This window comes from Acinetobacter sp. UBA3106, assembly GCA_002365595.1.
Taxonomy (GTDB): Bacteria; Pseudomonadota; Gammaproteobacteria; order Pseudomonadales; family Moraxellaceae; genus Acinetobacter.
Genome location: DFAM01000018.1, coordinates 33,088 through 55,680, shown reverse-complemented (window position 1 = coordinate 55,680; position 22,593 = coordinate 33,088). Strand labels below are relative to the sequence as shown.

Annotated in this window: 23 protein-coding genes; 13 read left to right on the top strand and 10 right to left on the bottom strand. The window is 41.6% G+C overall.

Going from position 1 to position 22,593, the window contains the following annotated elements:
- Nucleotides 1-4: 4 nt before the first annotated feature.
- The gene (locus tag B4C48_RS10920) at nt 5-1,030 is read right to left on the bottom strand and encodes an NAD-dependent epimerase/dehydratase family protein (RefSeq protein ID WP_291356399.1); all 1,026 of its coding nucleotides are present in this window, start codon (nt 1,028-1,030) and stop codon (nt 5-7) included.
- A gap of 20 nt (nt 1,031-1,050) precedes the next feature.
- Nucleotides 1,051-2,328, bottom strand: coding sequence for a Vi polysaccharide biosynthesis UDP-N-acetylglucosamine C-6 dehydrogenase TviB (gene tviB / locus B4C48_RS10915; RefSeq protein ID WP_291356397.1), 1,278 nt, complete (start codon nt 2,326-2,328; stop codon nt 1,051-1,053).
- A 293-nt stretch (nt 2,329-2,621) separates the two neighbouring features.
- On the opposite strand from tviB (B4C48_RS10915), the gene B4C48_RS10910 reads away from it, so the two are divergent.
- Nucleotides 2,622-3,074 (top strand): hypothetical protein, encoded by a 453-nt coding sequence (locus B4C48_RS10910; RefSeq protein ID WP_291356395.1) that lies wholly within the window; start codon nt 2,622-2,624, stop codon nt 3,072-3,074.
- Nucleotides 3,075-3,238: 164 nt separating this feature from the next.
- On the opposite strand, the gene B4C48_RS10905 is transcribed toward B4C48_RS10910, so the two are convergent.
- The 7 genes from B4C48_RS10905 to tviB (B4C48_RS10875) form a co-directional block, all read right to left on the bottom strand.
- On the bottom strand, nt 3,239-4,336 hold the full coding sequence (locus B4C48_RS10905; protein ID WP_291356373.1) for a glycosyltransferase: 1,098 nt from the start codon (nt 4,334-4,336) through the stop codon (nt 3,239-3,241).
- Nucleotides 4,333-5,451 carry a glycosyltransferase gene (locus B4C48_RS10900; protein ID WP_291356371.1) on the bottom strand — a complete coding sequence of 373 codons (1,119 nt, stop codon included), beginning with the start codon at nt 5,449-5,451 and terminating at the stop codon, nt 4,333-4,335. Before B4C48_RS10900 ends, B4C48_RS10905 begins: the two co-directional genes overlap by 4 nt.
- Before the next feature lie 23 nt (nt 5,452-5,474).
- Complete coding sequence (locus B4C48_RS10895) at nt 5,475-6,023, bottom strand: acyltransferase (RefSeq protein ID WP_291356369.1); 549 nt, start codon at nt 6,021-6,023, stop codon at nt 5,475-5,477.
- A 94-nt stretch (nt 6,024-6,117) separates the two neighbouring features.
- Nucleotides 6,118-6,714, bottom strand: coding sequence for an acyltransferase (locus B4C48_RS10890; protein ID WP_291356367.1), 597 nt, complete (start codon nt 6,712-6,714; stop codon nt 6,118-6,120).
- Nucleotides 6,711-7,883 carry a lipopolysaccharide biosynthesis protein gene (locus B4C48_RS10885; protein ID WP_291356365.1) on the bottom strand — a complete coding sequence of 391 codons (1,173 nt, stop codon included), beginning with the start codon at nt 7,881-7,883 and terminating at the stop codon, nt 6,711-6,713. The genes B4C48_RS10890 and B4C48_RS10885 overlap by 4 nt, the downstream gene beginning before the upstream one ends.
- Nucleotides 7,880-8,905 (bottom strand): NAD-dependent epimerase/dehydratase family protein, encoded by a 1,026-nt coding sequence (locus tag B4C48_RS10880; RefSeq protein ID WP_291356364.1) that lies wholly within the window; start codon nt 8,903-8,905, stop codon nt 7,880-7,882. Before B4C48_RS10880 ends, B4C48_RS10885 begins: the two co-directional genes overlap by 4 nt.
- A gap of 14 nt (nt 8,906-8,919) precedes the next feature.
- Nucleotides 8,920-10,197: a Vi polysaccharide biosynthesis UDP-N-acetylglucosamine C-6 dehydrogenase TviB gene (tviB, locus tag B4C48_RS10875; RefSeq protein ID WP_291356363.1), complete on the bottom strand. Its 1,278-nt coding sequence runs from the start codon at nt 10,195-10,197 to the stop codon at nt 8,920-8,922.
- 397 nt (nt 10,198-10,594) lie between these two features.
- Here tviB (B4C48_RS10875) and B4C48_RS10870 point away from each other — a divergent pair, with 397 nt between their 5' ends.
- The 12 genes from B4C48_RS10870 (at nt 10,595) to ahr (ending at nt 21,323) form a co-directional block, all read left to right on the top strand.
- Nucleotides 10,595-11,674 (top strand): polysaccharide biosynthesis/export family protein, encoded by a 1,080-nt coding sequence (locus B4C48_RS10870; RefSeq protein ID WP_291356562.1) that lies wholly within the window; start codon nt 10,595-10,597, stop codon nt 11,672-11,674.
- The gene (locus tag B4C48_RS10865) at nt 11,674-12,102 is read left to right on the top strand and encodes a low molecular weight protein-tyrosine-phosphatase (RefSeq protein ID WP_291356362.1); all 429 of its coding nucleotides are present in this window, start codon (nt 11,674-11,676) and stop codon (nt 12,100-12,102) included. The genes B4C48_RS10870 and B4C48_RS10865 overlap by 1 nt, the downstream gene beginning before the upstream one ends.
- Nucleotides 12,103-12,120: 18 nt before the next feature.
- Nucleotides 12,121-14,313: a polysaccharide biosynthesis tyrosine autokinase gene (locus B4C48_RS10860; protein ID WP_291356361.1), complete on the top strand. Its 2,193-nt coding sequence runs from the start codon at nt 12,121-12,123 to the stop codon at nt 14,311-14,313.
- Nucleotides 14,314-14,651: 338 nt separating this feature from the next.
- Nucleotides 14,652-15,356: an FKBP-type peptidyl-prolyl cis-trans isomerase gene (locus B4C48_RS10855; protein WP_291356360.1), complete on the top strand. Its 705-nt coding sequence runs from the start codon at nt 14,652-14,654 to the stop codon at nt 15,354-15,356.
- A 57-nt stretch (nt 15,357-15,413) separates the two neighbouring features.
- The gene (locus B4C48_RS10850; RefSeq protein WP_291356359.1) at nt 15,414-16,115 is read left to right on the top strand and encodes an FKBP-type peptidyl-prolyl cis-trans isomerase; all 702 of its coding nucleotides are present in this window, start codon (nt 15,414-15,416) and stop codon (nt 16,113-16,115) included.
- 363 nt (nt 16,116-16,478) lie between these two features.
- On the top strand, nt 16,479-17,219 hold the full coding sequence (locus B4C48_RS10845) for a dienelactone hydrolase family protein (RefSeq protein ID WP_291356358.1): 741 nt from the start codon (nt 16,479-16,481) through the stop codon (nt 17,217-17,219).
- A 70-nt stretch (nt 17,220-17,289) separates the two neighbouring features.
- The gene (locus tag B4C48_RS10840) at nt 17,290-17,652 is read left to right on the top strand and encodes an HIT family protein (RefSeq protein WP_291356357.1); all 363 of its coding nucleotides are present in this window, start codon (nt 17,290-17,292) and stop codon (nt 17,650-17,652) included.
- A gap of 121 nt (nt 17,653-17,773) precedes the next feature.
- A complete protein-coding gene (mutY, locus tag B4C48_RS10835) occupies nt 17,774-18,808 on the top strand; it encodes an A/G-specific adenine glycosylase (protein ID WP_291356356.1) in 1,035 nt (344 codons plus the stop codon).
- Between the two features lie 62 nt (nt 18,809-18,870).
- Entirely contained in the window at nt 18,871-19,413 is a 543-nt protein-coding gene (locus tag B4C48_RS10830) for a M23 family metallopeptidase (RefSeq protein ID WP_291356355.1), read from the top strand.
- A gap of 17 nt (nt 19,414-19,430) precedes the next feature.
- Nucleotides 19,431-19,676, top strand: a complete 246-nt coding sequence (locus tag B4C48_RS10825; RefSeq protein ID WP_086196761.1) for a hypothetical protein — start codon at nt 19,431-19,433, stop codon at nt 19,674-19,676.
- A 21-nt stretch (nt 19,677-19,697) separates the two neighbouring features.
- A complete protein-coding gene (locus B4C48_RS10820) occupies nt 19,698-20,282 on the top strand; it encodes a DNA-3-methyladenine glycosylase I (RefSeq protein WP_291356354.1) in 585 nt (194 codons plus the stop codon).
- Nucleotides 20,283-20,300: 18 nt separating this feature from the next.
- Nucleotides 20,301-21,323, top strand: a complete 1,023-nt coding sequence (gene ahr, locus B4C48_RS10815; protein WP_291356353.1) for an NADPH-dependent aldehyde reductase Ahr — start codon at nt 20,301-20,303, stop codon at nt 21,321-21,323.
- 98 nt (nt 21,324-21,421) lie between these two features.
- Here the strand turns inward: ahr and B4C48_RS10810 are convergent, their stop codons facing one another.
- A complete protein-coding gene (locus B4C48_RS10810; RefSeq protein WP_291356352.1) occupies nt 21,422-22,312 on the bottom strand; it encodes a LysR family transcriptional regulator in 891 nt (296 codons plus the stop codon).
- Between the last annotated feature and the right edge of the window lie 281 nt (nt 22,313-22,593).

Genomic DNA, 22,593 nt, shown 5'->3' with positions numbered 1-22,593 from the left:
AAAATCATTTCAGGTTTTGAACATACCACTGCATGGCCAGCTGAATACCGGCATCAATTCGAAACTCAGGTGCATAATCCAGGGCTTTCTCAATTTTGGCAATGCTGGCTTGGGAGTGACGTACATCTCCGGCACGGAAGTCACGGTATACGGCATCTTTCGTATAGTTCACGCCATTTTCAGCCAATGCAGCCTGAATCGCACGATATAAATCATTCAAGGTGGTACGGTCACCCACCGCCACATTATAAACCTGGTTTTTTGCAGCATCATCGGCCGTGGTTGCTGCCAGAATGTTGGCTTGAACCGTGTTATCGATAAAGCAGAAATCCCGGCTGGTTTCGCCATCGCCATTAATAAAAACATCATCACCAGCAATCATGGCTGCGGTCCATTTCGGAATCACCGCCGCATAAGCCCCGTTCGGATCCTGACGCTGGCCAAAGACATTAAAGTAGCGTAAACCAATCGCTTTAAAACCGTAACTACGTGCAAAGACATCGGCATACAGTTCATTCACGTATTTAGTCACTGCATACGGCGACAACGGGTTACCGATGTTTTCTTCCACTTTTGGCAATGCAGGATGATCACCATAGGTTGAGCTACTTGCGGCATAGGTAAAGCTTGAAACTTGTGCATCACGTGCAGCCGTCAGCATATTTAAAAAACCACTGATATTAGTTTCATTGGTGGTGATCGGGTCGGCAATTGAACGTGGCACGGAACCCAATGCTGCCTGATGCAAGACATAATCCACACCGGCACAGGCCTTTTGGCAGTCTTCGAATTTACGAATATCACCTTCAATAAAGCTGAATTTCGCCCATTGCTCAGGGGATACCGCCTGTTGCACCGCATCCAGATTATGTTGATGACCGGTAGCGAAGTTATCCAGACCAACAACAGTTTGATCAAGTTTTAACAGTGTTTCTAACAAATTGGAGCCAATAAAACCGGCACCCCCCGTCACTAGCCAGATTTTAGGGCTCTGCTTTAATTGCTCGCATACTGTCTGATATTGGCTCATCTTTATAATATCCTTATCAATTATAAACGAAGATCAGATTCAGACTGTGCAAGTACATATTTCAAATCATATAAAACATGTTCTGCTTTGCCCAAGGCACGAATTTTCTCTACGCCCATCTCTTTAAACTGATGATGTGCCACCGCCAGAATAATGGCGTCATAGCTGTGGTCTGTTAATGTCGAAACAGGCTGAATCCCATATTCATGCTCGGCTTCGGCACAATCTACCCATGGATCATAAACATCCACATTCACGTGATATTCTTTCAATTCATTGACGATATCAATAATGCGGGTGTTACGGATATCGGGGCAGTTTTCTTTAAAACTTAAACCCAGAATCAGCACCTTTGCATCTTCCACCTGAATGCGCTTTTTCAGCATGCCTTTTACCAGCTGAGTCACTACATAAGCGCCCATGCCATCATTCAGACGGCGCCCGGCCAAAATAATTTCAGGGTGATAACCAATCGCTTGCGCTTTATGGGTGAGATAATACGGATCCACCCCGATACAGTGTCCGCCGACCAGACCTGGACGGAACGGCAGGAAGTTCCATTTCGTTCCCGCAGCCTCAAGCACCGCTTCGGTATCAATCCCCATTTTATTGAAGATCAAGGCCAGCTCGTTAATCAGCGCAATATTGACATCCCGCTGGGTATTTTCAATCACCTTTGCCGCTTCAGCCACTTTAATGCTGGTGGCTTTATGCGTTCCGGCTTCAATAATCAGGTTATAGACCTGATCGACAAAATCAGCGACTTCAGGGGTAGAACCTGAGGTAATTTTTAAGATATTGGTTACGCGGTGCAATTTGTCACCCGGGTTAATTCGTTCCGGACTATAACCAGCAAAGAAGTCCTGATTGAACTTCAGGCCTGATACCTGTTCCAGAACCGGAATACAGGTCTCTTCAGTGGCTCCCGGATAAACCGTTGACTCATAAACAACAATGTCGCCGTCTTTTAGCACTTTACCAATACTTTGCGAGGCTTTGACCAATGGTGTCAGGTCTGGCTGCTTATATTCATCAATCGGGGTTGGTACCGTCACAATAAAGAAGTTGCAGTCTTTTAGATCTTCTAGATTTGCAGTATAGGTTAAATGAGCAGATTGTTTTAATTCTTCAGGCGAGACCTCTAAGGTATGGTCTTGACCGCTTTTTAATTCATCAATACGCTTTTGATGAATATCAAAACCAACAACAGAAACCTGTTTTCCAAACTCTACAGCTAAAGGTAAACCCACATAACCTAGTCCAATAATTCCTATTTTCAGTTTAGAAAGCTGTAACATCCACTTAAGCCTATGTAATATATTATGTAATTAAGAGATTATAAAATCAGCGCATAATATATCAGAATTCCTGCAATATTCACTAGAATATATATATTAATTATCATTAAACTTTATCAAGAATATATATAAAGCTAAAAATTCATCTTAGTTACATTATTTTACTATTTGCTTACAATTCTATTTATTTTAATTTTTATTAACCCGAATCTCGGATAAGAAATTGACTTGAAAAATAAGCGGACTAGAGCCATCAGTTAAGTTACCACACAAAACTCACAACTCTAGTCCTGATGTTTAATAGTACCCAATTATTCTGTGTAATTGATGATTTCTTTATTAAATTTGAAGCAACTTATTGGAAATTCCTCAAGCAAAGCTGTCGCTACTCAAGAATCCGAGCTGCACAATTAACTATTTCAGAAATCATCTTTATCGCTGTTTGGTATAAATGTTCTTATTTCACTAATTTCAAAGCATTCTTCTCATGGTTGAAACAGGATAAAAGACATTTATTTAAAAGCTTACCCTGTTACCAACAGCTTTCTGAATCTGATGGATATCACTTGAAACAGCGCAATAAAATAGAAACCTTATTCAGCTTATTGAAAGGTCAATATAATCTGGTTACAAGCAAATCACGTAGTATTTCTGGATTTCTCAGTGGAATCTATGCATCGTTATGCGCATATCAACTTACCCATCAAAATAAGCCAAAAATTCAAATTATGGGATCAATGGCTTAAACAGGATTCGGGTTTATTAAAATCAATTATTTGTTATAAAATTAAAAATATTATACTTTTACTTTTGATTACATTATTTTAAAATTTTAGTAAATATATAGACATTCCTTGAACATTTTTCTAATAATCAAACACTAGTAATTACCTCAGATAACATTAAAAATTCATTTTTTTACTGATTGCCAAACTTTTATATACTGTTGGCTAACCTTTACTATTCCAAATTCTTTTTCAGCCCGGCAACGGGCAGCTTGTTTCAACCTTTTTTTTTCTTCAGTATCCAATGTTAGATATTGTAAAATAGAATTTACAAGCGCATCTGGATCACGTGGGCGAACTATATTACCTACATCCTGAATAATATATTTAGCATCGCCTACATCTGTACTTATACAAGGCAAACCCGAAGCTAAGGCTTCAACCAACACATTAGGGAAACCCTCAGTAATAGAAGTCATTAGAAAAAGGTCAATAGATTGATAAAAAGCTGGCATATCTGAAATTTGATCCAGTAGTTTTACTTTATTCGTATCTAATAGGTACTTATCAAAATATGCTTTGATTTCTGGATTTTTGATATTAACCCCACTTCCTGCAATTTTAAAAATTACGGGATAGCCTTTCAGCTTAGAAATAACTTCAAATAAATAAGGATATCCCTTAGCTGGATGGTAACGCCCTGCAAATCCAATAACAACCGGCTCATGAAGGTCTACATTGAGATTAAAATTTTTAAGAGGCACACCATTAGGAATAAAATATACATTAGGATTATGAAGGCCGATTTTTTGATGCTGAATTAATGAAGAATTAGCGCAATAAATAATTCCTGTCGGTTGCCTAGATAAAAGTTTATTAAAAACTAATCCTATTCGAGTAGCAATAGATTCCTCACTCAAGGCATTTAAAGAGTGATGAATGCCCCAAAAAATATCAGGCCGTTTTTTTTCATTTAGCTGGCTAAAGGAAGTCATAAAATTAGCACCATACATCCAGCATTGAACTGTTTTAGGCTTTAGTTTTTTCAGCAGTTTTTTCAATCTCCAGATCACAATAACGCTATTCAGCCAGTTCCAGTCAAGCTCGTAATATGATGAACAGAGTGCCAAAGTATCCTTATATATTTCAGAGGTTTTCATTAAGGATATAATGACATGATCATAATCATGCTGTGTTTGCTTAATTAAGCGTGCCAGCATCATTTCCACACCGCCAGCACCTGCAAAATTAGTAATGACATGTACCATTAATTCTTTACTCATGATACAGACTCCATCATCTCTAAATAGCGATTTAATACATTAGCTTGATAAAATTGCTGGCAATGCTGGGTAAATTCAGTTTCATCATAAGTGACATATTGACCAAAAATCGCCTGCTGCATTGCCGCAGTCATACCCGCCTGATCATTACATTCCACCAGTAAGCCAAATTTAGCATCCGCCAAAATTTCCTTTGGACCGCTCGGGCAATTGGTACTCACCACTTTAATTTTCGAGGCCAAAGCCTGAATCAGTACCCCGGGCAAGCCTTCCCAGTTTGAACTCAACACAAACAGCTCGGCATATTTAAAATAGGCATAGGGATTGGGATCAAAGCCGAGCAGATCGACCACCCCAGCCAGACCCAGTTGCTGGATAAGGGATTCAAATTCGGCACGCAATTCACCCTCACCCAGAATAATCAAGCGGGTTTCCGGGTGCTGTTGATACAAGGCATGAAAAGAACGAATCAGGAAGCCGAAATTTTTCGCTTCGGTTAAACGCCCGACTGCCAGAATGACTTTATGTTCTGGCTGGAAGAAACGATGCTGAACGGGCACTTGCAGTTTTTCAGCATAGGTCTCGTCAATCACCGGGTTATAAATGGTGACTAAATTGTTCTTGGAATAATCATAATATTCACGAAAATCATCCAGTACGCCATTGGACACACAGACCACCTGACTGGCAGCTGGATAGGTCATTTTGACCAGGGTTTTCAGCAGCCACTTTGCCATGCCCTGCAATTTCAAATTTTTTGAAGGCGTGGAAACCTCGCGCAAAATCAACCGGACCTGACTTTTGGCTAAACGTCTGGCCAGGGCAGCAATAATATTCGTATGGGTCTGGGTCGCCACCAGCACATCATACTCCACCGCCTGTAACAGTTTTTTCAGTGGGAAAATGGCATTGGCAACACGGCCACAGCTTAAATCAATCAATTGAATCTGCGGATCAACCTCGGGCAGGAGTTTACCTTTTACCCCGCTGATGTCACAGACCACCACATCCACTTTACGTCCCAGCCGGACCAAGTTATTGGCCAATTGAATCACGGTACGTTCTGCCCCACCACCCCCTAAGCTCGGCAAAAAAAACATGATTGTATTGAGCATAACAGTACCTGCAATGGAAGAAATTAATGAGCATTTTTGGAGGCTTGCAGAGCCATTGCTCGTTCGACACGCTGCTGATAATCATGGATACCAGTCAGTTCTGAATCACTGGCACAAGTGGCCTGGATTTTGGCTTGATAATCTTCAAAGCTTGAGACCACTTTAGCAGGCACGCCAATTGCCACACTATTATCCGGAATATCCTTGGTGACCACCGAACCGGCGCCTATCACCACATTGGAACCAATCTTCACCCCCGGCATAACAATCGTATTGACCCCGATAAACACATGCGAACCGACCTGAATCGGGGCAAAGCGTTGATAGCGTTTGCCGTGCTGGTCTTTGACCAGACAGGTACTGCCATCATGGGTGATAAATTTTACCCCTGAAGTGACCGTCACATCATCACCAAGACTCACCAGAAATGGCTCTGAACCCCAACTGCGAATATAGATACGGCAATTTTCACCGACCGTCACCCCTTTACGGCGTGCATAAGCCACGCTGCCCTTCGCAAAAAAATAAGCGAGATCAAACAGCTGTAGAAAAGCAGAAACCATAAATGCCATACGCATGACCTGAGTAGAAGGACCTAAATTGGAAAGGAGAAAAATCAGTGCAATATTTTACGCTGAAAATGACCTAAACGATATGGATAAGCCATCACACCGATTTGATTTTTTTGGCCGGAATTCCGACATAAACACCGGACTCAGGCAAAGGTTTAGAGACCAAACTACAGGCACCAATGACGCTATCATTGGGGATTACAACGCCATCCAGCACCGTGACCCGCGCACCCAGCCAGATATTTTCACCCAGCATCACGCCTTGCTTGGTAATTGCATCTTTCACCAACAGATCAGGTTCGCCAAATTTATGGTTGCTGGCAATAATGATGCTTTGCGTGCCAATGCGGGTGTTATTGCCAATGCTGACCCCGCCACAACCATTGATAAATGACTTGGAATTGATGCTGACGTCCTGACCAATACTGATAGTGCCGCCAAAACATTTGATATAGCAACTTTCGCCAATAAAGCTGTTATCGGCAATATTAAACGTTGCACCCTGTTCCACAATCAGGCTGACATGATCGCCAATATAGACATTTTTGCCGATGCGAACCTGACCGGAAATTTCCAAGGTACACGCTTTACCAAAATATTTAAATTGAGTAGCAAAAGCCTGATTATAAACAACCTTGCGGCACTGTGCAGTGAACCAGTGCATGAGTTTTAAAGCTTTAAAAAACATCATTTTTGGATTCTCCACACAGAAAACAAAATGGCAAAGTTATAAGCAATCAGGGCAACCGGTACGGCAAGCAGCATATAGATTTTATCTTCAAGCAGCACATACAGGCCGAAGAATAAAATAAATTTAATTAATAATTCAATGATTTGCAATCTAAACAGGATATGGCTACTACGCTGCGCAATCAGGAAGCCCGAACTGGGCGGATTGCAAAAAATGGCCCAATAACCCAAGGCCAATAACTGAAAATAAGTCGAGATACCGACCCACTCTTTGCCAAACACCCATAAATACAGCGACTCTGGCAGCACCAAGAACACGGCAAACAGGGGCAAAGACAACAGACTAAGCAGCACACTGCTTTTCAGGGCTTCCTGGCTATTTTGCAGATGTTTAAATTTACGGATAAAGAACTGGCGAATGGTTTGCGACATTAAATTAATCGGCACCCGCAAGGTGCGTTCGACGATGGCATAAAAGCCCATCGCCTGAACGCCGACAAAATGCGAGACCACATAATAAGGCAAGTTATGCGAAAAGCTGTTCAGCAAGGCATGTGGCGTATTGGAATAAATAAAGTCCTTATAGTGCTTAAACGCCTGCCAACTGACCTGATAAAGCTGATTTTTTACAATATAAATCAGTACAAACAGCAGCATCAGCACTGAACTGACACTGTAACTGTTGACCAGGCTGATGCTCATCAACAAGGGCAAGCCCAGCTGTACCAGCACCACAATCAGGCTACGCAAAATATTCAGTCCGGCACAGAAATATTCGGCATGCGCGGCAAATTTATAATTATAGATACTTTGAATCAGGGTATTGGCCAACACACCGCTACAAATGGCAACCACCACAGCCATATTAAAAATAAAACTTAAGATGATGGCACTGACCGCTACAATAGCTGTGGAGAACATCGTTCCTTCAAAGATCAGGCTTTTTTTGTCCTGCTCTTCCGCGACCAGTAAGGCTTGATCGAGACGCAAATTGGCAATGGTCGATAAAACGCTGACCACAGCCAAGGCAATGCCATATTCACCAAAATCCTGAACCGAATAAAGGCGCGTTAAAAAAGGAAGTGCGATAAATGTAATTATCGCACCTACCAATAAACTCGACGTGATTAAGCCAATCGACTGATATTTGGCGAAAATACGCGCAATCATGTCAGATTTTTAACGTACCAGCGCATGGCCAGCTGAATACCGGCATCAATTCGAAACTCAGGTGCATAACCCAGGGCTTGTTCAATTTTGGCAATGCTGGCTTGGGAGTGACGTACATCTCCGGCACGGAAGTCACGGTATACGGCATCTTTCGTATAGTTCACGCCGTTTTCAGCCAATGCAGCCTGAATCGCACGATACAAATCATTCAAGGTGGTACGGTCACCCACTGCGACGTTATAGACCTGATTTTTTGCGGCATCATCGACTGTGGTTGCTGCCAGAATATTGGCTTGCACCGTGTTATCGATAAAGCAGAAATCACGGCTGGTTTCGCCATCACCATTAATAAATACATCATCACCGGCAATCATGGCTGCGGTCCATTTCGGAATCACCGCAGCATAGGCCCCGTTCGGATCCTGACGCTGGCCAAACACATTAAAGTAGCGCAAACCAATCGCTTTAAAACCATAAGTTTTAGCAAAAACATCGGCATAGAGCTCATTGACATACTTGGTCACGGCATAAGGCGACAAAGGCTTGCCAATATTTTCTTCCACTTTCGGCAATGCCGGATGGTCGCCATAGGTTGAGCTGCTGGCTGCATAGGTAAAGCTGGAGACTTTAGCATCACGCGCCGCAGTCAGCATGTTCAGGAAACCGCTGATATTGGTTTCATTGGTAGTGATCGGGTCGGCAATTGATCGTGGCACTGAGCCCAAAGCAGCTTCATGCAAGACATAATCCACACCGGCAGAGGCTTTTTGGCAATCTTCCAGTTTACGGATATCCCCTTCATAAAAGGTGAATTTCGCCCACTGCTCGGCCGTGACCAAGCCTTTGACTTCATCTAAATTGTGCTGATGACCGGTGGCAAAGTTATCTAAACCAACAACGCTCTGATCAAGCTTTAATAAGGTCTCTAAAAGATTGGAGCCAATAAAGCCGGCAACACCGGTCACCAGCCAGGTTTTAGGGCTTTGCTTTAACTGTTCACATACGCTTTGATATGTATTCATGCTCGTATGTCCTATTACAAACGAAGATCAGATTCGGCTTGAGACAGCACATATTTCAAGTCATATAACACGTGTTCTGCTTTACCCAAGGCACGGATTTTTTCTACGCCCATATCCTTAAACTGATGATGCGCAACCGCCAGAATCACTGCATCATATTTGCCATTTTCCAGGGTTGAAATGGGATTAAGCCCGTATTCATGTTCAGCTTCAGCTGCATCTACCCAAGGGTCATAAATATCGGCATCGATATGATATTCTTTCAGTTCATTGACAATATCAGTGATACGGGTATTACGGATATCGGGACAGTTTTCTTTAAAGCTTAACCCGAGAATGAGGACTTTGGCATCTTCAACCTGAATGCGTTTTTTCAGCATCGCTTTCACCAACTGAGTCACCACATACGCACCCATGCCATCATTCAGACGGCGACCGGCCAGAATAATTTCCGGATGATAGCCAATCGCTTGTGCTTTATGGGTGAGGTAGTACGGATCAACCCCTATACAGTGACCACCGACCAGACCCGGACGGAACGGTAAGAAGTTCCACTTTGTTCCTGCAGCTTGAAGCACAGCTTCAGTATCAATACCCATTTTGTTAAAGATCACCGCCAATTCATTGATCAGAGCAATGTTGACATCGCGCTGGGTATTTTCAATCACCTTCGCAGCTTCCGCGACTTTAATACTCGACGCTTTATGGGTACCCGCTTCAATCACCAGGTTATAGACCTGGTCAACATAGTCCGCCACTTCAGCGGTTGAACCTGAAGTGATTTTTAAAATATTGGTCACACGGTGCAGTTTGTCGCCCGGATTAATGCGCTCAGGACTATAACCGGCAAAGAAATCCTGATTGAATTTTAGGCCAGATACTTTTTCCAGTTCAGGAATACAGACTTCTTCCGTTGCACCCGGATATACGGTCGACTCATATACCACCACGTCGCCTTTTTTTAGCACCTTGCCAATACTCTGCGAGGCTTTAACCAATGGGGTTAAGTCAGGCTGTTTATATTCATCAATCGGGGTGGGTACAGTAACAATAAAGAAGTTACACTCAGACAGCTCTTCAAGCTGTGAGGTGTAACTTAAATGTGTGGATTGTTTTAATTCTTCGGGAGAAACTTCTAAAGTATGGTCCTGTCCGCTTTTTAATTCATCAATCCGTTTTTGATGAATATCAAAGCCTATAACTGAAACTTTTTTACCAAACTCTACTGCCAGTGGCAAACCAACATAACCTAGCCCAATAATTGCTATTTTCAGTTCAGAGAGTTGTAACATATAGAAGCCTATGCGATCGATGAATTGTTAATCATCGTGACGTTGTAAATAGCATTATAATATAACAGAAATTTCAGTAATTTTAATTGTAAAATGTTGTCTTTACTTGAGAGATTATTCAAATGGGCAATTCAATTAACTCTTAAAATGATGGCTTATAAATGCAAAAAACATCATGTAATAGATAAATTTATTTTTTATTTAACGATCAGACAGCAGTAATTCTGCCCCTCCACCAAACCTCTTACGATTCAACTACATCTTAGACTAGGTAACAAAAGGTTAATGGTATAAAATAATATTGTTCAAATTTTATTTGTTGGGCAAATTACGCCTATATATTTTCAAATTATTTTTATAAACAGGATTTCGAGTGAGTTATTACCATTATAGCGTTATGTTTGCACTGAGTTTAGGAATGACGGGTTGTGCCATTACATCAGGTCTGCAAACTTATGATTTACCTAGTGAAGGGGTTTATCAAACGGATTTAGGAACTCAAGTTAATGTAATCAAACTCACTCAAGAATCTTTATTTGCCGTACAACCCGCCGAAATTAATATTCGTCAAGATTATGCCCATTTATTTAATACTTCCCATAAAAATTATAAATTGAGTCCAGGCGATATTCTTTCCATTTATCTTTGGGCCTATCCCGAAATTACCCCGCCTACAAATACAATAAGTAATGAACAAGCTGTACAAGCCAATGGTTATCAAATTGATCAAAATGGCTATATCCAATTCCCCATGATTGGACGCTACAAGGCTGCAGGAAAGTCATTAACTCAGGTCAACCAGGAGTTACGTAGTCAACTTTCCCGCTATTTAAAAACACCAGATGTGATTGCTCGGGTATTGTCATATCAAGGTCAGCGCTTTTCCGTGCAAGGCAATGTGATGAAAGGCGGGCAATTTGCTCTAAGCGATCAACCCGTGAGTGTATATACCGCTTTAGGTATGGCGGGTGGTGTGAACTCTCAGCAAGGCGATAATGCCTCTATTACTCTGGTCAGACAAGGTCGTACCTATCAACTGAATAGTATTGAGCTGGAAAAAGCCGGACTGTCCTTACATAACTTGCTGATTCAACCGAATGATACTTTATATGTCAATTCACGTGAAAACCAAAAAATTTATGTGATGGGTGAATCGGGTAAAAACCAATCCTTACCAATGCGTGATCAGGGGATGAGTTTAAGTGATGTTTTAGGTGAAAGTTTAGGTTTAAATCCGCTGTCTGCAAGTCGAAGTAAAATTTATGTGGTTCGCAGCAATGCTGGAGATACCTCTACTGAAGTTTATCAACTGGATTTAACCAGTATTGCCGATTTTGGTTTAGCCAATAAGTTCAAAATGCGCAGTAATGACATTGTCTACGTCGATGCTTCTGGTCTAGCTCGTTGGCAACGTGTAGTCAACCAAATTATTCCATTTTCAAATGCACTTTATAATTTGGATCGCTTGGGGCAATAATGCAAATTCAGAATATCCTTGTGGTTTGTGTAGGCAATATCTGTCGTAGTCCGATGGCTGAATATTTCTTAAAACAGCAGTATCCGCAGCTTCATATTGAGTCTGCGGGTATTTCCGGTTTAGTCGGCCACGCTGCAGATCAAAAGGCTTCTCTTTGTATGCAGCGTTTAGGTATTGATATGAGTCCTCATATTGCCAAAAAGCTGAATGCTGACCTCATTAAAAAGGCCGATCTGATTTTAGTCATGAGTCAAAATCAGCAAAAGCATTTAGAGCAAACCTGGCCTTTTGCTAAAGGAAAAACCTTCCGCTTAGGTCATTGGCAAGGCAAAAATGTCCCTGACCCCTTCCAGCATGAGCAATTGGTCTTTGATGAAACCTGTCAGTTAATACAAGACTGTATTAACGACTGGACACAACATATTTAACTTTTTGATAGCAAAATTATGAGCCAAAATACCAATACTGAAGATACCATTGATTTAAAAGAACTATTCTTTTCACTGATTGCTCAATGGAAACTTATTGCACTCTGCATCATTTTAAGTCTGGTTTGTGCCCTATTATATTTAAGAACCACGCCCGATACCTATTCAGTGGATGCCTTGGTACAAGTAGAAGAAAGTAAGGGGACTTCTGCCGCATTATTGGGTGATTTATCCAATATGATTGAGCAAAAGCAACCGGCTCAGGCTGAAATTGAACTTTTGAAATCGCGATTAGTACTTGGCTCAGTCATTAAAAACTTAAATCTGGATTTAAAGATTTCTGGGACAGAAAACAGTTTTTTTGATCGCTTATTAAATCCACACGATTATCAGACTCAATATCACAGCAAATCTGTTTTATTTAAGGATGATGCCCAGTCATTTGATGTTCGCAAATTTGAAGTTCCGGCTTATTACTTAGACAAGAATTTATTACTTAATTTTAATGGCAATAAATTCACCTTAATGGATCCAGAAACCGAACAAGTGGTTTTTACTGGACTGACCAACCAAGAGAGCCATCTCAGTTCAGAATTCGGGACTTGGAAAGTGGCCATTTATACTCAAGACCAGCTGAAAGACAGTTATAATATTGCAAAAATGTCTTTACCTGCTGCCATGAGTTCAATCACAAATAACTATTCTGTGGCTGAAAAAGGCAAAATGACAGGTATCTTGGGCTTAAATTATCAAGGTCAAGACAAACAACATATCACCCAGGTTCTCAATTCAATTCTGGTTGCCTATAGCCACCAAAATATTGAACGCCGTTCTGCTGAAACTGCACAAACACTTAAATTCCTTGAAGAACAGTTACCTGAATTAAAACAACAGCTCGATGTTGCTGAACGCGAATTTAACAAATTCCGTCAACAGTTTAATACGGTTGATGTGACCAAAGAATCCGAATTGTATTTAACCCAGAGCATTCAGCTAGAAACATCTAAAGCTGAACTGGAGCAAAAACTGGCGGAAGCTTCTGCAAAATACACCAGTGAACATCCGGTGATGCAGCAAATGAATGCTCAACTTGGTGCTATTAATAATAAAATTGCCGAGCTGAATGGTACTTTAAAACAACTGCCTGATTTGCAACGTCGTTATTTACAGCTTTACCGTGAGGTTGAAGTCAAACAGCAGCTTTATACTGCCCTGCTTAACTCATACCAGCAATTGCGTATTGCCAAAGCGGGTGAAATTGGCAATGTCCGGGTTGTCGATACAGCCGTTGAGCCAATTAAACCGATTGCACCGAAAAAACTGCAAATTTTAATTTTAGCCATCTTCCTGGGGGGCTTCCTGGGAACCTTACTGGCTTTATTACGTAATATGATGCGTTCAGGCATTAAAGATGCCAATCAAATTGAAAATGAACTGGATTTGCCTGTCTATGCCACTGTTCCACGTTCACCTATTCAAGAAAGCCGACTTAAGCTACTGAAAAAGAACAAACATATTCCTATTTTAGCCGTTAAAAACAGCGATGATATTGCGATTGAAAGCTTACGTAGCATGCGTACAGCGATTCATTTTGCTTTAAGCAACGCCAAAAATAATATCATCATGATTTCAGGGCCTGCTCCTGAGGTGGGTAAATCTTTTATTTCCGCGAACTTGGCGACCATTCTGGCACAGAGTAATAAGCGGGTGTTACTTATCGATGGCGATATGCGTCGTGGTTATTTACACAGATATTTTAATCAGGATAATCAATCCGGTCTGGCTGAATTTTTAAATGGTCAACAATCATTTGAAAGCATTATTAAATCTACAGAAGTTCCTCATTTGGATGTGATCACTCGTGGTAAAAATCCGGCGAATCCTTCAGAGCTGTTAAGTTCGGCAAAATTCTCGGAACTTTTAGATCACCTTTCACCCTTGTATGATCATATTATTATTGATACTCCGCCGGTATTGGCAGTCACAGACGGTATTATCATTTCACAATATGCAGGTGTAAATTTAGTGATTGCGCGTTATGCAAAATCGCAAATGAAGGAACTTGAATTAACAGTCAATCGTTTTGAACAAGTGAATGTGAAAGTGAATGGCTTTATTCTGAATGATATTCAACGTGGCTCAGGCGGTTATGGCTATGGTTATGGCTATAACTACACCTATGGGTATAAAGCCTCAAAAGATAATGATTAACTCTTTTTATTGAACATGATTGAAAGCATTTTATGCTAAAAGCCAGTGCAAATCACTGGCTTTTACTTTTTTATGCTTATTTCCTTGTCACTATTTCTTGGGCAAATTAAACGATGAAAGCATATGGCTTAAAACTCATCTTTCATTTTTTGCTTAAATAAAAATAGACATTTTATTGTATGATAAATGTTTTATATATTCAGTCTGTTATAGAATAGAGGTGTTGATAAGAATATATTGGATTTCTGTACACTACGCTTCACTGGAAACGTGTTGGATAGAAAAGTCTGCTAAAATTAATGCAACTTTTTTAATATAAAATGAATTTGGGAAAACCTATGAGTAAAGCCTTACCCATCGCTGTCGCTGTTCTGTTAGGCGGTGCTGCACTTGTACCTGTTTATTATGCAACTCAAAACCCGGCTACTGTGACTTCAAAAGCATCAAAAAATGCTTCTGCTGTTGAGAAAATCAGTTATGCACTCGGCTATGAAGTGGCACATCAAACCCCACCAGAATTAGATATTAACAGCTTTGTTACAGGTGTACGTGAAGGGCATGCTCGTAATAAACCGGCTTATACAGAACAAGAACTTCAACAGGCCTATCAGCAGTTCCAAAAAGAGATGCAACAGAAACAGCTGGATCAAGCAAAAACAGCTCAATCTACCAGTGATAATTTCTTGGCTGAAAATGCAAAAAAACCGGGTGTGAAAACTACAGCTTCAGGCTTGCAATACAAAATTATCAAAGAAGGCACAGGTAAACAACCAAATGCCAGTTCTATGGTGACTGTCCATTACAAAGGCCAATTGGTCGATGGTAAAGTATTTGACAGCTCAATTGAGCGTGGTCAGCCGATCGAATTTCCGTTAAATCAAGTCATTCCAGGCTGGACTGAAGGTCTACAGCTGATGAAAGAAGGCGGTAAAGCGACTCTTTATATTCCGTCACAATTAGGCTATGGTGAACAAGGCGTTCCTGGCATGATTCCTGCCAATAGCACACTTATTTTTGATGTTGAATTGATTAAAGTAAAATAATAATTTTAAGGAGAGCTTTTGCTCTCCTTATTTATTTATTTATCTTGAGATAAGAATATGAAAATATCTATAACACTCCTTTGTTTATGCTTGTGCAGCACGGTAAGTTTTGCAAAAACGGTGACCAATACCAGCAGTTTAAAAGAACAGGTTGGCTACAGCTTTGGTTATTTAATGGGACGTAGCAATGCTGAATCGTTTAAAGATTTAGATCTGGATGCATTCATACTTGGTTTAAAGACAGCCACTCAAGATGGTAAATCTGCCTTGACCGATGAAGAAATGGCTCGTGTTCTGAATCAACATAAAAAGCAAAGTGAAGCAAAACAGCTGATCGAACTAAAACAAAAGGCCGACGCCAATGCCAAAATTGGGGCTGAATTTTTAGCGGCCAATGCCAAAAAAGAAGGTGTTCAAACAACCAAATCCGGTTTGCAATATCAGATTTTGAAACAGGGTACTGGAAAATCACCGAAGGCCAATTCCGTGGTTAAAGTTAATTACGAAGGGCGACTGATTAATGGAACGGTGTTTGACAGTTCAATTGCCCGAAACCAACCAGCGGAATTTCAGGTCAGCCAGGTTATTCAAGGCTGGACTGAAGGTCTGCAGCTGATGAAAGAAGGTGCCAAATACCGCTTTTTTATTCCTGCACAACTGGGTTACGGTCAAATTGGTTCTGGCGATGTGATTGAACCAAATAGCACCTTAATTTTTGATGTCGAATTGCTTGAGGTATTACCTAAATCCAGTAACTAATCAATCCGTTACTTTTCATTTTAAAATAGCGAGCGAGTTAATCTAAAGCTCTCCTAACAGTTATGACCGCTCGCTATTTTTAACATCGATTAGATGTACTCCCCTCATCATGTGCATTTCCCTTTAAAAAGCCATATTTCTAAATTTTGCCAACCTGTTTCCTCTTTCTTCTCTTGTTTATAAAATAAAATTAATTCATATTTTTTGAATATTTAGATATATCACCCGATTAATAAAAAGCATGTTTCAATTTATGCAGAATAGTATGCACTCAACATTGACCGATCTTGTACAATCATTAAAAGAAATCCATTTCTATACTTTAATCAATACTTTTTTTTATTCATTACAAGGATTAAATCCATGGCTCTGAGCATTAAGACTTGTGAAATTCAGTACACCGCAGCAGATGGAACACATTTGATTGGATACTTTGCCGCCCCTGAATCGGCAAAACCGCTCGCGGGAATTATTGTTGCACCAGAATGGTGGGGACGAAATGATTACACCGAACAGCGTGCGCGTGAGCTTGCTGAACACGGCTATGCCGCTCTTGCTATTGATATGTACGGGGATAAAAAAGTCACTACGGCCGTACCTCAAGCCAGTGAATGGATGATGCAAACCTTTGAAGACCCTGAAACAATTGTGACTCGTGCGTCCGCAGGTTTAGCCACATTAGCTGCGCAAGAGGAAGTAAATGCAGATAAACTTGCAGCTGTAGGTTTTTGTTATGGCGGGAAAGTCGTACTTGATCTGGCACGTTCTGGAGCGAACTTACAGGCTGTGGTCACCTTCCATGGCACACTTACCCCCAAAGCACCGGCCCAACCCGGACAGGTCAAAGCTGAAATTCTAGTGCTCCACGGAGAGCTAGATAGCATGGTGAGTCTGGATGATGTAGCACGCTTTAAAGAAGAAATGCATGCTGCTCAAGTCGAGCATGAAGTGATTATCTTTGAAGATGCTAAACATGGCTTTAGCAACCCGCTTGCAGACGAGCGTGCCAAAGCCAATGGTGTTGATCTGGGCTATAACGCAGCAGCTGAACAGCAAGGTTTATCTGCGATGTATGAATTATTGAAAACCCGACTTGGTGAATAACGATGAAGGTAAGAGGGTTCTGGTATTTTTACTGAACCCGTGACATGGAAAATTTAGAGAGGATACAACAATGACTACAAACAATTGTGCATATTGCAATTTTGATGAATATGACATCATTGATAAAAATGATTTCGGGGTGATTTTACCCGAACCAAATGCTTTATCTAAAGGTCATTCCGTGATTGTTCCTCTACGTCATGTCAGTTCTTTTTTTGATATTACCGACAAGGAACGTAAAAGCTTAATGTCTCTGCTGGAGCTGGCCCGTAATGAATTGAAATTACGTTACCATCCTTCCGGCTTCCATATTGGCTTTAATGATGGTTCAGTGTTTGGTCAGGTGAATGAACATTTGCATATTCATATTATTCCACGCTATGAAGGTCAGACATTGAAACTTGATGAGCGCTGGGGCATGTCCAGCGAGTAAAAAAGGATGGTGTTTTATCCAACAAAAAATGATGCTTCGGCATCATTTTTTGCTTAGGACATCCCCGCAGTAACATGCAATTTTCGTTATACTATTCATCTATTCCCACTCTACGGTTCACATGTCACAGTTTTCTTTTGCCGATGCCCTGCTTTCCTGGTTTGATGTACATGGTCGTCATGATTTGCCTTGGCAAGTGGTTGATGATCCCTACAAGGTCTGGGTGTCTGAAATCATGTTACAGCAAACCCAGGTGAAAACTGTGCTGCAATATTTTGAGCGTTTTATCGAACGCTTTCCTACAGTTGAAGATTTAGGACGGGCCAGTTGGGATGATGTAGCCCCTTATTGGGCGGGTCTGGGTTACTATGCCCGGGCTCGAAATTTGCATAAAGCTGCAGCACTTGTTGCACAGCAAGGCCATTTTCCCTCAACACGTGAACAATGGATGGAACTGCCGGGAATCGGTCCCTCCACGGCAGGGGCATTGATGTCACTGGGTTTGCGTCAGTACGGCGTGATTATGGATGGCAATGTCAAACGGGTATTGGCGCGTTTCTTTGCCATTGAAGACGATCTGTCCAAACCTGTACATGAACGTGCCATGTGGCAATTGGCTGAACAGCTTTGTCCAGTTGAGCGCAATCATGACTATACCCAGGCCATTATGGACCTGGGCGCAACCATTTGTACCCCGAAAAAACCGCTCTGTTTATATTGCCCGATGCAACAGCACTGTAAGGCACATCAACAAGGCCTGGAAACTGAACTGCCGTTTAAAAAAGCCAAGAAAGCTGTGCCGGTAAAATCAGCTCAAGTGTTACTAATTCAGTCTGGTGATCAATGGTTATGGCAGCAACGTCCCAATAGCGGGCTATGGGGCGGCTTATGGTGCTTGCCGATTATTGAAGATCCAGTTGAGTTTGAAAGCCTGTGCCAGACTTTGGGACTTAAAAAAGTAATTCAACGCGCTGAGATCACGCATAGTTTTACTCATTTTACCTGGCAACTGGAAGCCATCTGCTTTGAAGTGGATGCTGACCAGCAAGAACATCTTTCGATTGAACTGAATGGCAACTGGTTAAGCCCAAAAAGTGCAACAGCAATGGGGCTGCCTACTGCGATGAAAAAATTGATCTCTGCAGTAAATTTATGACATAGTCAGGCACTGTACTTCGAATAATTTTCACATAGATTAGAATGAAAAAAGGATGAACAGTGCTACGTTTTATTTCGACCTTATTTTTGGGTTTTAGCATCTTGTGGATTGCGGCATGTACTTCAACGCCGCAAAAATCTTCCTCTACCCGGCTTCCGCCAGCTCAGGTACAAAAGCTGAAAAGTATGCAGCTGAAATCATCATTGCCTATTCCGGTAAAAAATATCAAAGCCAGACAGTTAAAGGATACCTGGGGCGCTTCCCGCAGTAGTGGCCGCACTCATGAAGGCATTGATATTATGGCTCCACGTGGAACAAAAGTGCTGAGCGCCACGGAAGGCCTCATTGCCGACTTACGCAATAACAATTTGGGTGGTAAAGTGGTTTGGATTCTGGGACCCGGTGGAACCTGGCATTACTATGCCCATCTTGATGATCATAAACGCGGCTTAAATGTCGGTGATTATGTCAAAAAAGGCGACCTGATCGGTTATGTCGGCAATACCGGCAATGCCCGTCATACGGCACCGCATTTACACTATGGTATTTACCTTGAAGGTAAGGGTCGTGGTGTGGTGAATCCCTATCCTTATTTACGTTAATTTTTTAGGAACTATTCATGTCAGAAGCGTTGATCAATCGTTTGGTCGAATTTGCTGAATCAGGCAATCAACAAAAAATTGTTTTGGCGGGACAAACTCACCAGGGCTGGGTAATGGAAATTACCGAAGAAGCGCTTTTGATCAGCACCGGTTTTGCAGAAAAAACGGGTAAAGACATGTGGATTCAGTTCACTGATTTACCGCAAGCCGAACTGTATTACTGGGACAATCAGCAAGATCAATGGACTGAATTCAAACTTTAAACCTGTTCAGGAGCATCAAAAATGTCGATTCAACGCTGTGGCTGGTGCTCAAATGATCCTCTTTATATCGCTTATCATGACCATGAGTGGGGAGTTCCCAGTCATGATGAAGCCCATTTATTTGAAATGCTGTGTCTAGAAGGACAGCAGGCCGGCCTGTCCTGGATTACGGTACTAAAAAAACGGGACCGTTATCGGCAGCATTTTTTTCAATTTCCGATTGCAAAGATTGCCCAGTTCAGTGATGCAGAGCTGGAAAATAAATTACAAGATGCCGGTTTGATTCGACACATCGGCAAGCTCAAAGCAATTCGTGACAATGCCATGGCCTGGCAGCATTTAACCCAACAATTAAAACCACAACAGCGTAATGTCAGCGACTGGCTATGGAGCTTTGTTGAATATCAAACCTTATACAATGATGTAGTAGATTATCGTCAAGCCCCTGCCCAAACTGACAGGAGTCTTGCGCTTTCAAAAGCTTTAAAAAAGCAGGGCTTTAAATTTGTAGGACCCACCATTTGTTATGCTTTTATGCAAGCAGTGGGTATGGTCGATGACCATGAAAATCATTGCACTTTTAAAACATCGTCCTCATTAAAATGATCATGAAAGGATTTTGCCATGAGTAATAACATCATCCATGCCTATGCAGCGATGCAGGCAGGTGCAGCCCTTGAACCCTACCAGTTTGATGCGGGAGAATTACAGCCGCATCAGGTTGAAGTTAAAGTTGAATACTGCGGTTTATGCCATTCTGATATTTCAGTGATTGATAATGAGTGGAAATCTTCGGTTTATCCTGTGGTGGCCGGACATGAAATTATTGGCACCATTACTCAGCTCGGCTCAGAAGCCAAAGGTTTAAAAGTCGGACAACGAGTGGGCATTGGCTGGACTGCTGAAAGTTGCCAATATTGCGATTCCTGTGTATCGGGTCAGCAAGTGCTGTGTACTGGTGGACAAACGGCAACCATTGTTGGACATGCCGGTGGTTTTGCCGACAAAGTTCGTGCCGGTTGGCAATGGGTGATTCCCCTGCCCGAAGATCTGGACCCTGAAAGTGCCGGACCACTCCTCTGTGGGGGTATTACCGTGTTTGATCCGATTCTCAAACACCAGATTCAAGCCATACATCATGTGGGTGTGATCGGGATTGGCGGTCTAGGTCATATGGCGATCAAACTGCTCAAAGCTTGGGGCTGTGAAATTACGGCATTCACATCTAATTTAGACAAGGCTGAAGAACTGAAAGCCATGGGTGCAGACCATGTAGTGAATAGCCGTGATACAGCCGCATTAAAAGCTCAACGCGGTAAATTCGATTTGTTACTCAGTACCGTCAATGTGACCCTGGACTGGCAGGCTTATCTGGCTACTTTGGCACCAAACGGTACGGTGCATATGCTAGGGCTTCCCTTGGAACCTATGCAGATCTCAGCTGGCACACTGATTGGCGGTGCAAAATCACTGACTGGTTCGCCTACAGGCTCCCCTGCTGCATTACGCCAATTACTGAAATTCGCTGCGCGTAAAAATATTGCCCCGCAAATTGAAGTATTTCCAATGTCGCAACTCAATCAGGCGATTGAACACCTCCATTCAGGAAATGCGCGTTATCGGATTGTGCTGAAAGCAGATTTCTAAGTCTGTTTTCAATTTAATCTTCACTTGTATCCAATCTGCCAAGACCCATCGGGCTTGGCAGATTTTTATTTATTTTGCCTGATTGGTTTTTAAGTCACTTATAAATAGATGGCAAGCTTGTGTGCCAGGAATTCAATAAACAACTGTACCCGTTTCGGCAGATGCTCTTGTCGGTAGTAAACTGCATGAATGTGCTGATAATGCAGACGAATTTGATCTTCCAATAAGGCTGTCAGGCGTCCCGCTTGTAAATCCTGTTCAATCAAAAATCGTGACAAACAAGTAATTCCTAGGCCCTGTAAAGCCAATTGCCGAACGGTTTCACCATTGGAGGCTTTTATTTTAGGATGAACAATCAAATCTGTGTCATTTAACTGAATCGGCCAGGCATTTAAATGGGTCGGCTGACTAAAGCCCAGTAAAGCATGTTGCGATAAATCCGCTGGAGATTGCGGTATTCCATGTTGTTCTAAATACCCGGGACTGGCTACGATATAGAGACGACTGCGACATAATAATCTGGCATGTAAACTTGAATCATGCAAATCTCCAAAACGAATGGCGACATCGGTTTTATGTTCCAGTAAATCAATGACCTGATCATGATTCGTCAGTTCAATTTCGATATTGGGATATTGCTGCATAAACTCCTGAATCAGCGGCACAATGACATGCAAAATAAAAGGCGTCGCAGAATCCACCCGAATCAGTCCCGAAGTATCACTATCAGATTTCAGCAAGGCATCTTCAGCTTCACCCAGGTCATTTAAAATTTTACGGGCTTTTTCCAGAAACAGTTGTCCTTCCTGAGTGAGTTTCAACTTACGTGTGGTACGTTCCAGCAAGGTTACAGTGAGCTTGTTTTCAAGACGTTGCAAAGCCCGACTGACACCGGATGTAGTTTGTCCCAGACGTTCGGCTGCCATCACAATCGAGCCACTATCGACAATGGTCACAAAAGCGTGTAATTCTTCGATGGTCGATTTCATCTTGCACTCATGTATTGATATTTAATCCAGAATATTTTTCAAATTAATGTATTTTTAACCACAATAACAGCTGCAAAATCACGCCGATCTTGAAAACTTGAAAATGGAATTAACTGAATAACTCATCGACAACATTGGCATTCATCACTTGGGATAGAACTGCTTTTGACATGATTTTCCCACTACAACACATAGAGCATATCTGTGGCTCATGATACTTAAGGTCAGATTTTTCAGTGAATATAGATATTTGTTCAGATTAAATTTTCATCGAATAAAGA

Coding starts and splice junctions, on each gene's coding strand:
- B4C48_RS10880 (WP_291356364.1), bottom strand. CDS start 8,905: ATGAATACATATCAAAGCGTATGTGAACAGTTAAAGCAAAGCCCTAAA.
- B4C48_RS10810 (WP_291356352.1), bottom strand. CDS start 22,312: ATGAAATCGACCATCGAAGAATTACACGCTTTTGTGACCATTGTCGAT.
- B4C48_RS10895 (WP_291356369.1), bottom strand. CDS start 6,023: ATGGCATTTATGGTTTCTGCTTTTCTACAGCTGTTTGATCTCGCTTAT.
- B4C48_RS10860 (WP_291356361.1), top strand. CDS start 12,121: ATGAGCCAAAATACCAATACTGAAGATACCATTGATTTAAAAGAACTA.
- ahr (WP_291356353.1), top strand. CDS start 20,301: ATGAGTAATAACATCATCCATGCCTATGCAGCGATGCAGGCAGGTGCA.
- tviB (WP_291356397.1), bottom strand. CDS start 2,328: ATGTTACAGCTTTCTAAACTGAAAATAGGAATTATTGGACTAGGTTAT.
- B4C48_RS10905 (WP_291356373.1), bottom strand. CDS start 4,336: ATGAGTAAAGAATTAATGGTACATGTCATTACTAATTTTGCAGGTGCT.
- tviB (WP_291356363.1), bottom strand. CDS start 10,197: ATGTTACAACTCTCTGAACTGAAAATAGCAATTATTGGGCTAGGTTAT.
- B4C48_RS10900 (WP_291356371.1), bottom strand. CDS start 5,451: ATGCTCAATACAATCATGTTTTTTTTGCCGAGCTTAGGGGGTGGTGGG.
- mutY (WP_291356356.1), top strand. CDS start 17,774: ATGTCACAGTTTTCTTTTGCCGATGCCCTGCTTTCCTGGTTTGATGTA.
- B4C48_RS10825 (WP_086196761.1), top strand. CDS start 19,431: ATGTCAGAAGCGTTGATCAATCGTTTGGTCGAATTTGCTGAATCAGGC.
- B4C48_RS10840 (WP_291356357.1), top strand. CDS start 17,290: ATGACTACAAACAATTGTGCATATTGCAATTTTGATGAATATGACATC.
- B4C48_RS10850 (WP_291356359.1), top strand. CDS start 15,414: ATGAAAATATCTATAACACTCCTTTGTTTATGCTTGTGCAGCACGGTA.
- B4C48_RS10870 (WP_291356562.1), top strand. CDS start 10,595: ATGTTTGCACTGAGTTTAGGAATGACGGGTTGTGCCATTACATCAGGT.
- B4C48_RS10845 (WP_291356358.1), top strand. CDS start 16,479: ATGGCTCTGAGCATTAAGACTTGTGAAATTCAGTACACCGCAGCAGAT.
- B4C48_RS10820 (WP_291356354.1), top strand. CDS start 19,698: ATGTCGATTCAACGCTGTGGCTGGTGCTCAAATGATCCTCTTTATATC.
- B4C48_RS10920 (WP_291356399.1), bottom strand. CDS start 1,030: ATGAGCCAATATCAGACAGTATGCGAGCAATTAAAGCAGAGCCCTAAA.
- B4C48_RS10885 (WP_291356365.1), bottom strand. CDS start 7,883: ATGATTGCGCGTATTTTCGCCAAATATCAGTCGATTGGCTTAATCACG.
- B4C48_RS10865 (WP_291356362.1), top strand. CDS start 11,674: ATGCAAATTCAGAATATCCTTGTGGTTTGTGTAGGCAATATCTGTCGT.
- B4C48_RS10855 (WP_291356360.1), top strand. CDS start 14,652: ATGAGTAAAGCCTTACCCATCGCTGTCGCTGTTCTGTTAGGCGGTGCT.
- B4C48_RS10910 (WP_291356395.1), top strand. CDS start 2,622: ATGTTTAATAGTACCCAATTATTCTGTGTAATTGATGATTTCTTTATT.
- B4C48_RS10890 (WP_291356367.1), bottom strand. CDS start 6,714: ATGATGTTTTTTAAAGCTTTAAAACTCATGCACTGGTTCACTGCACAG.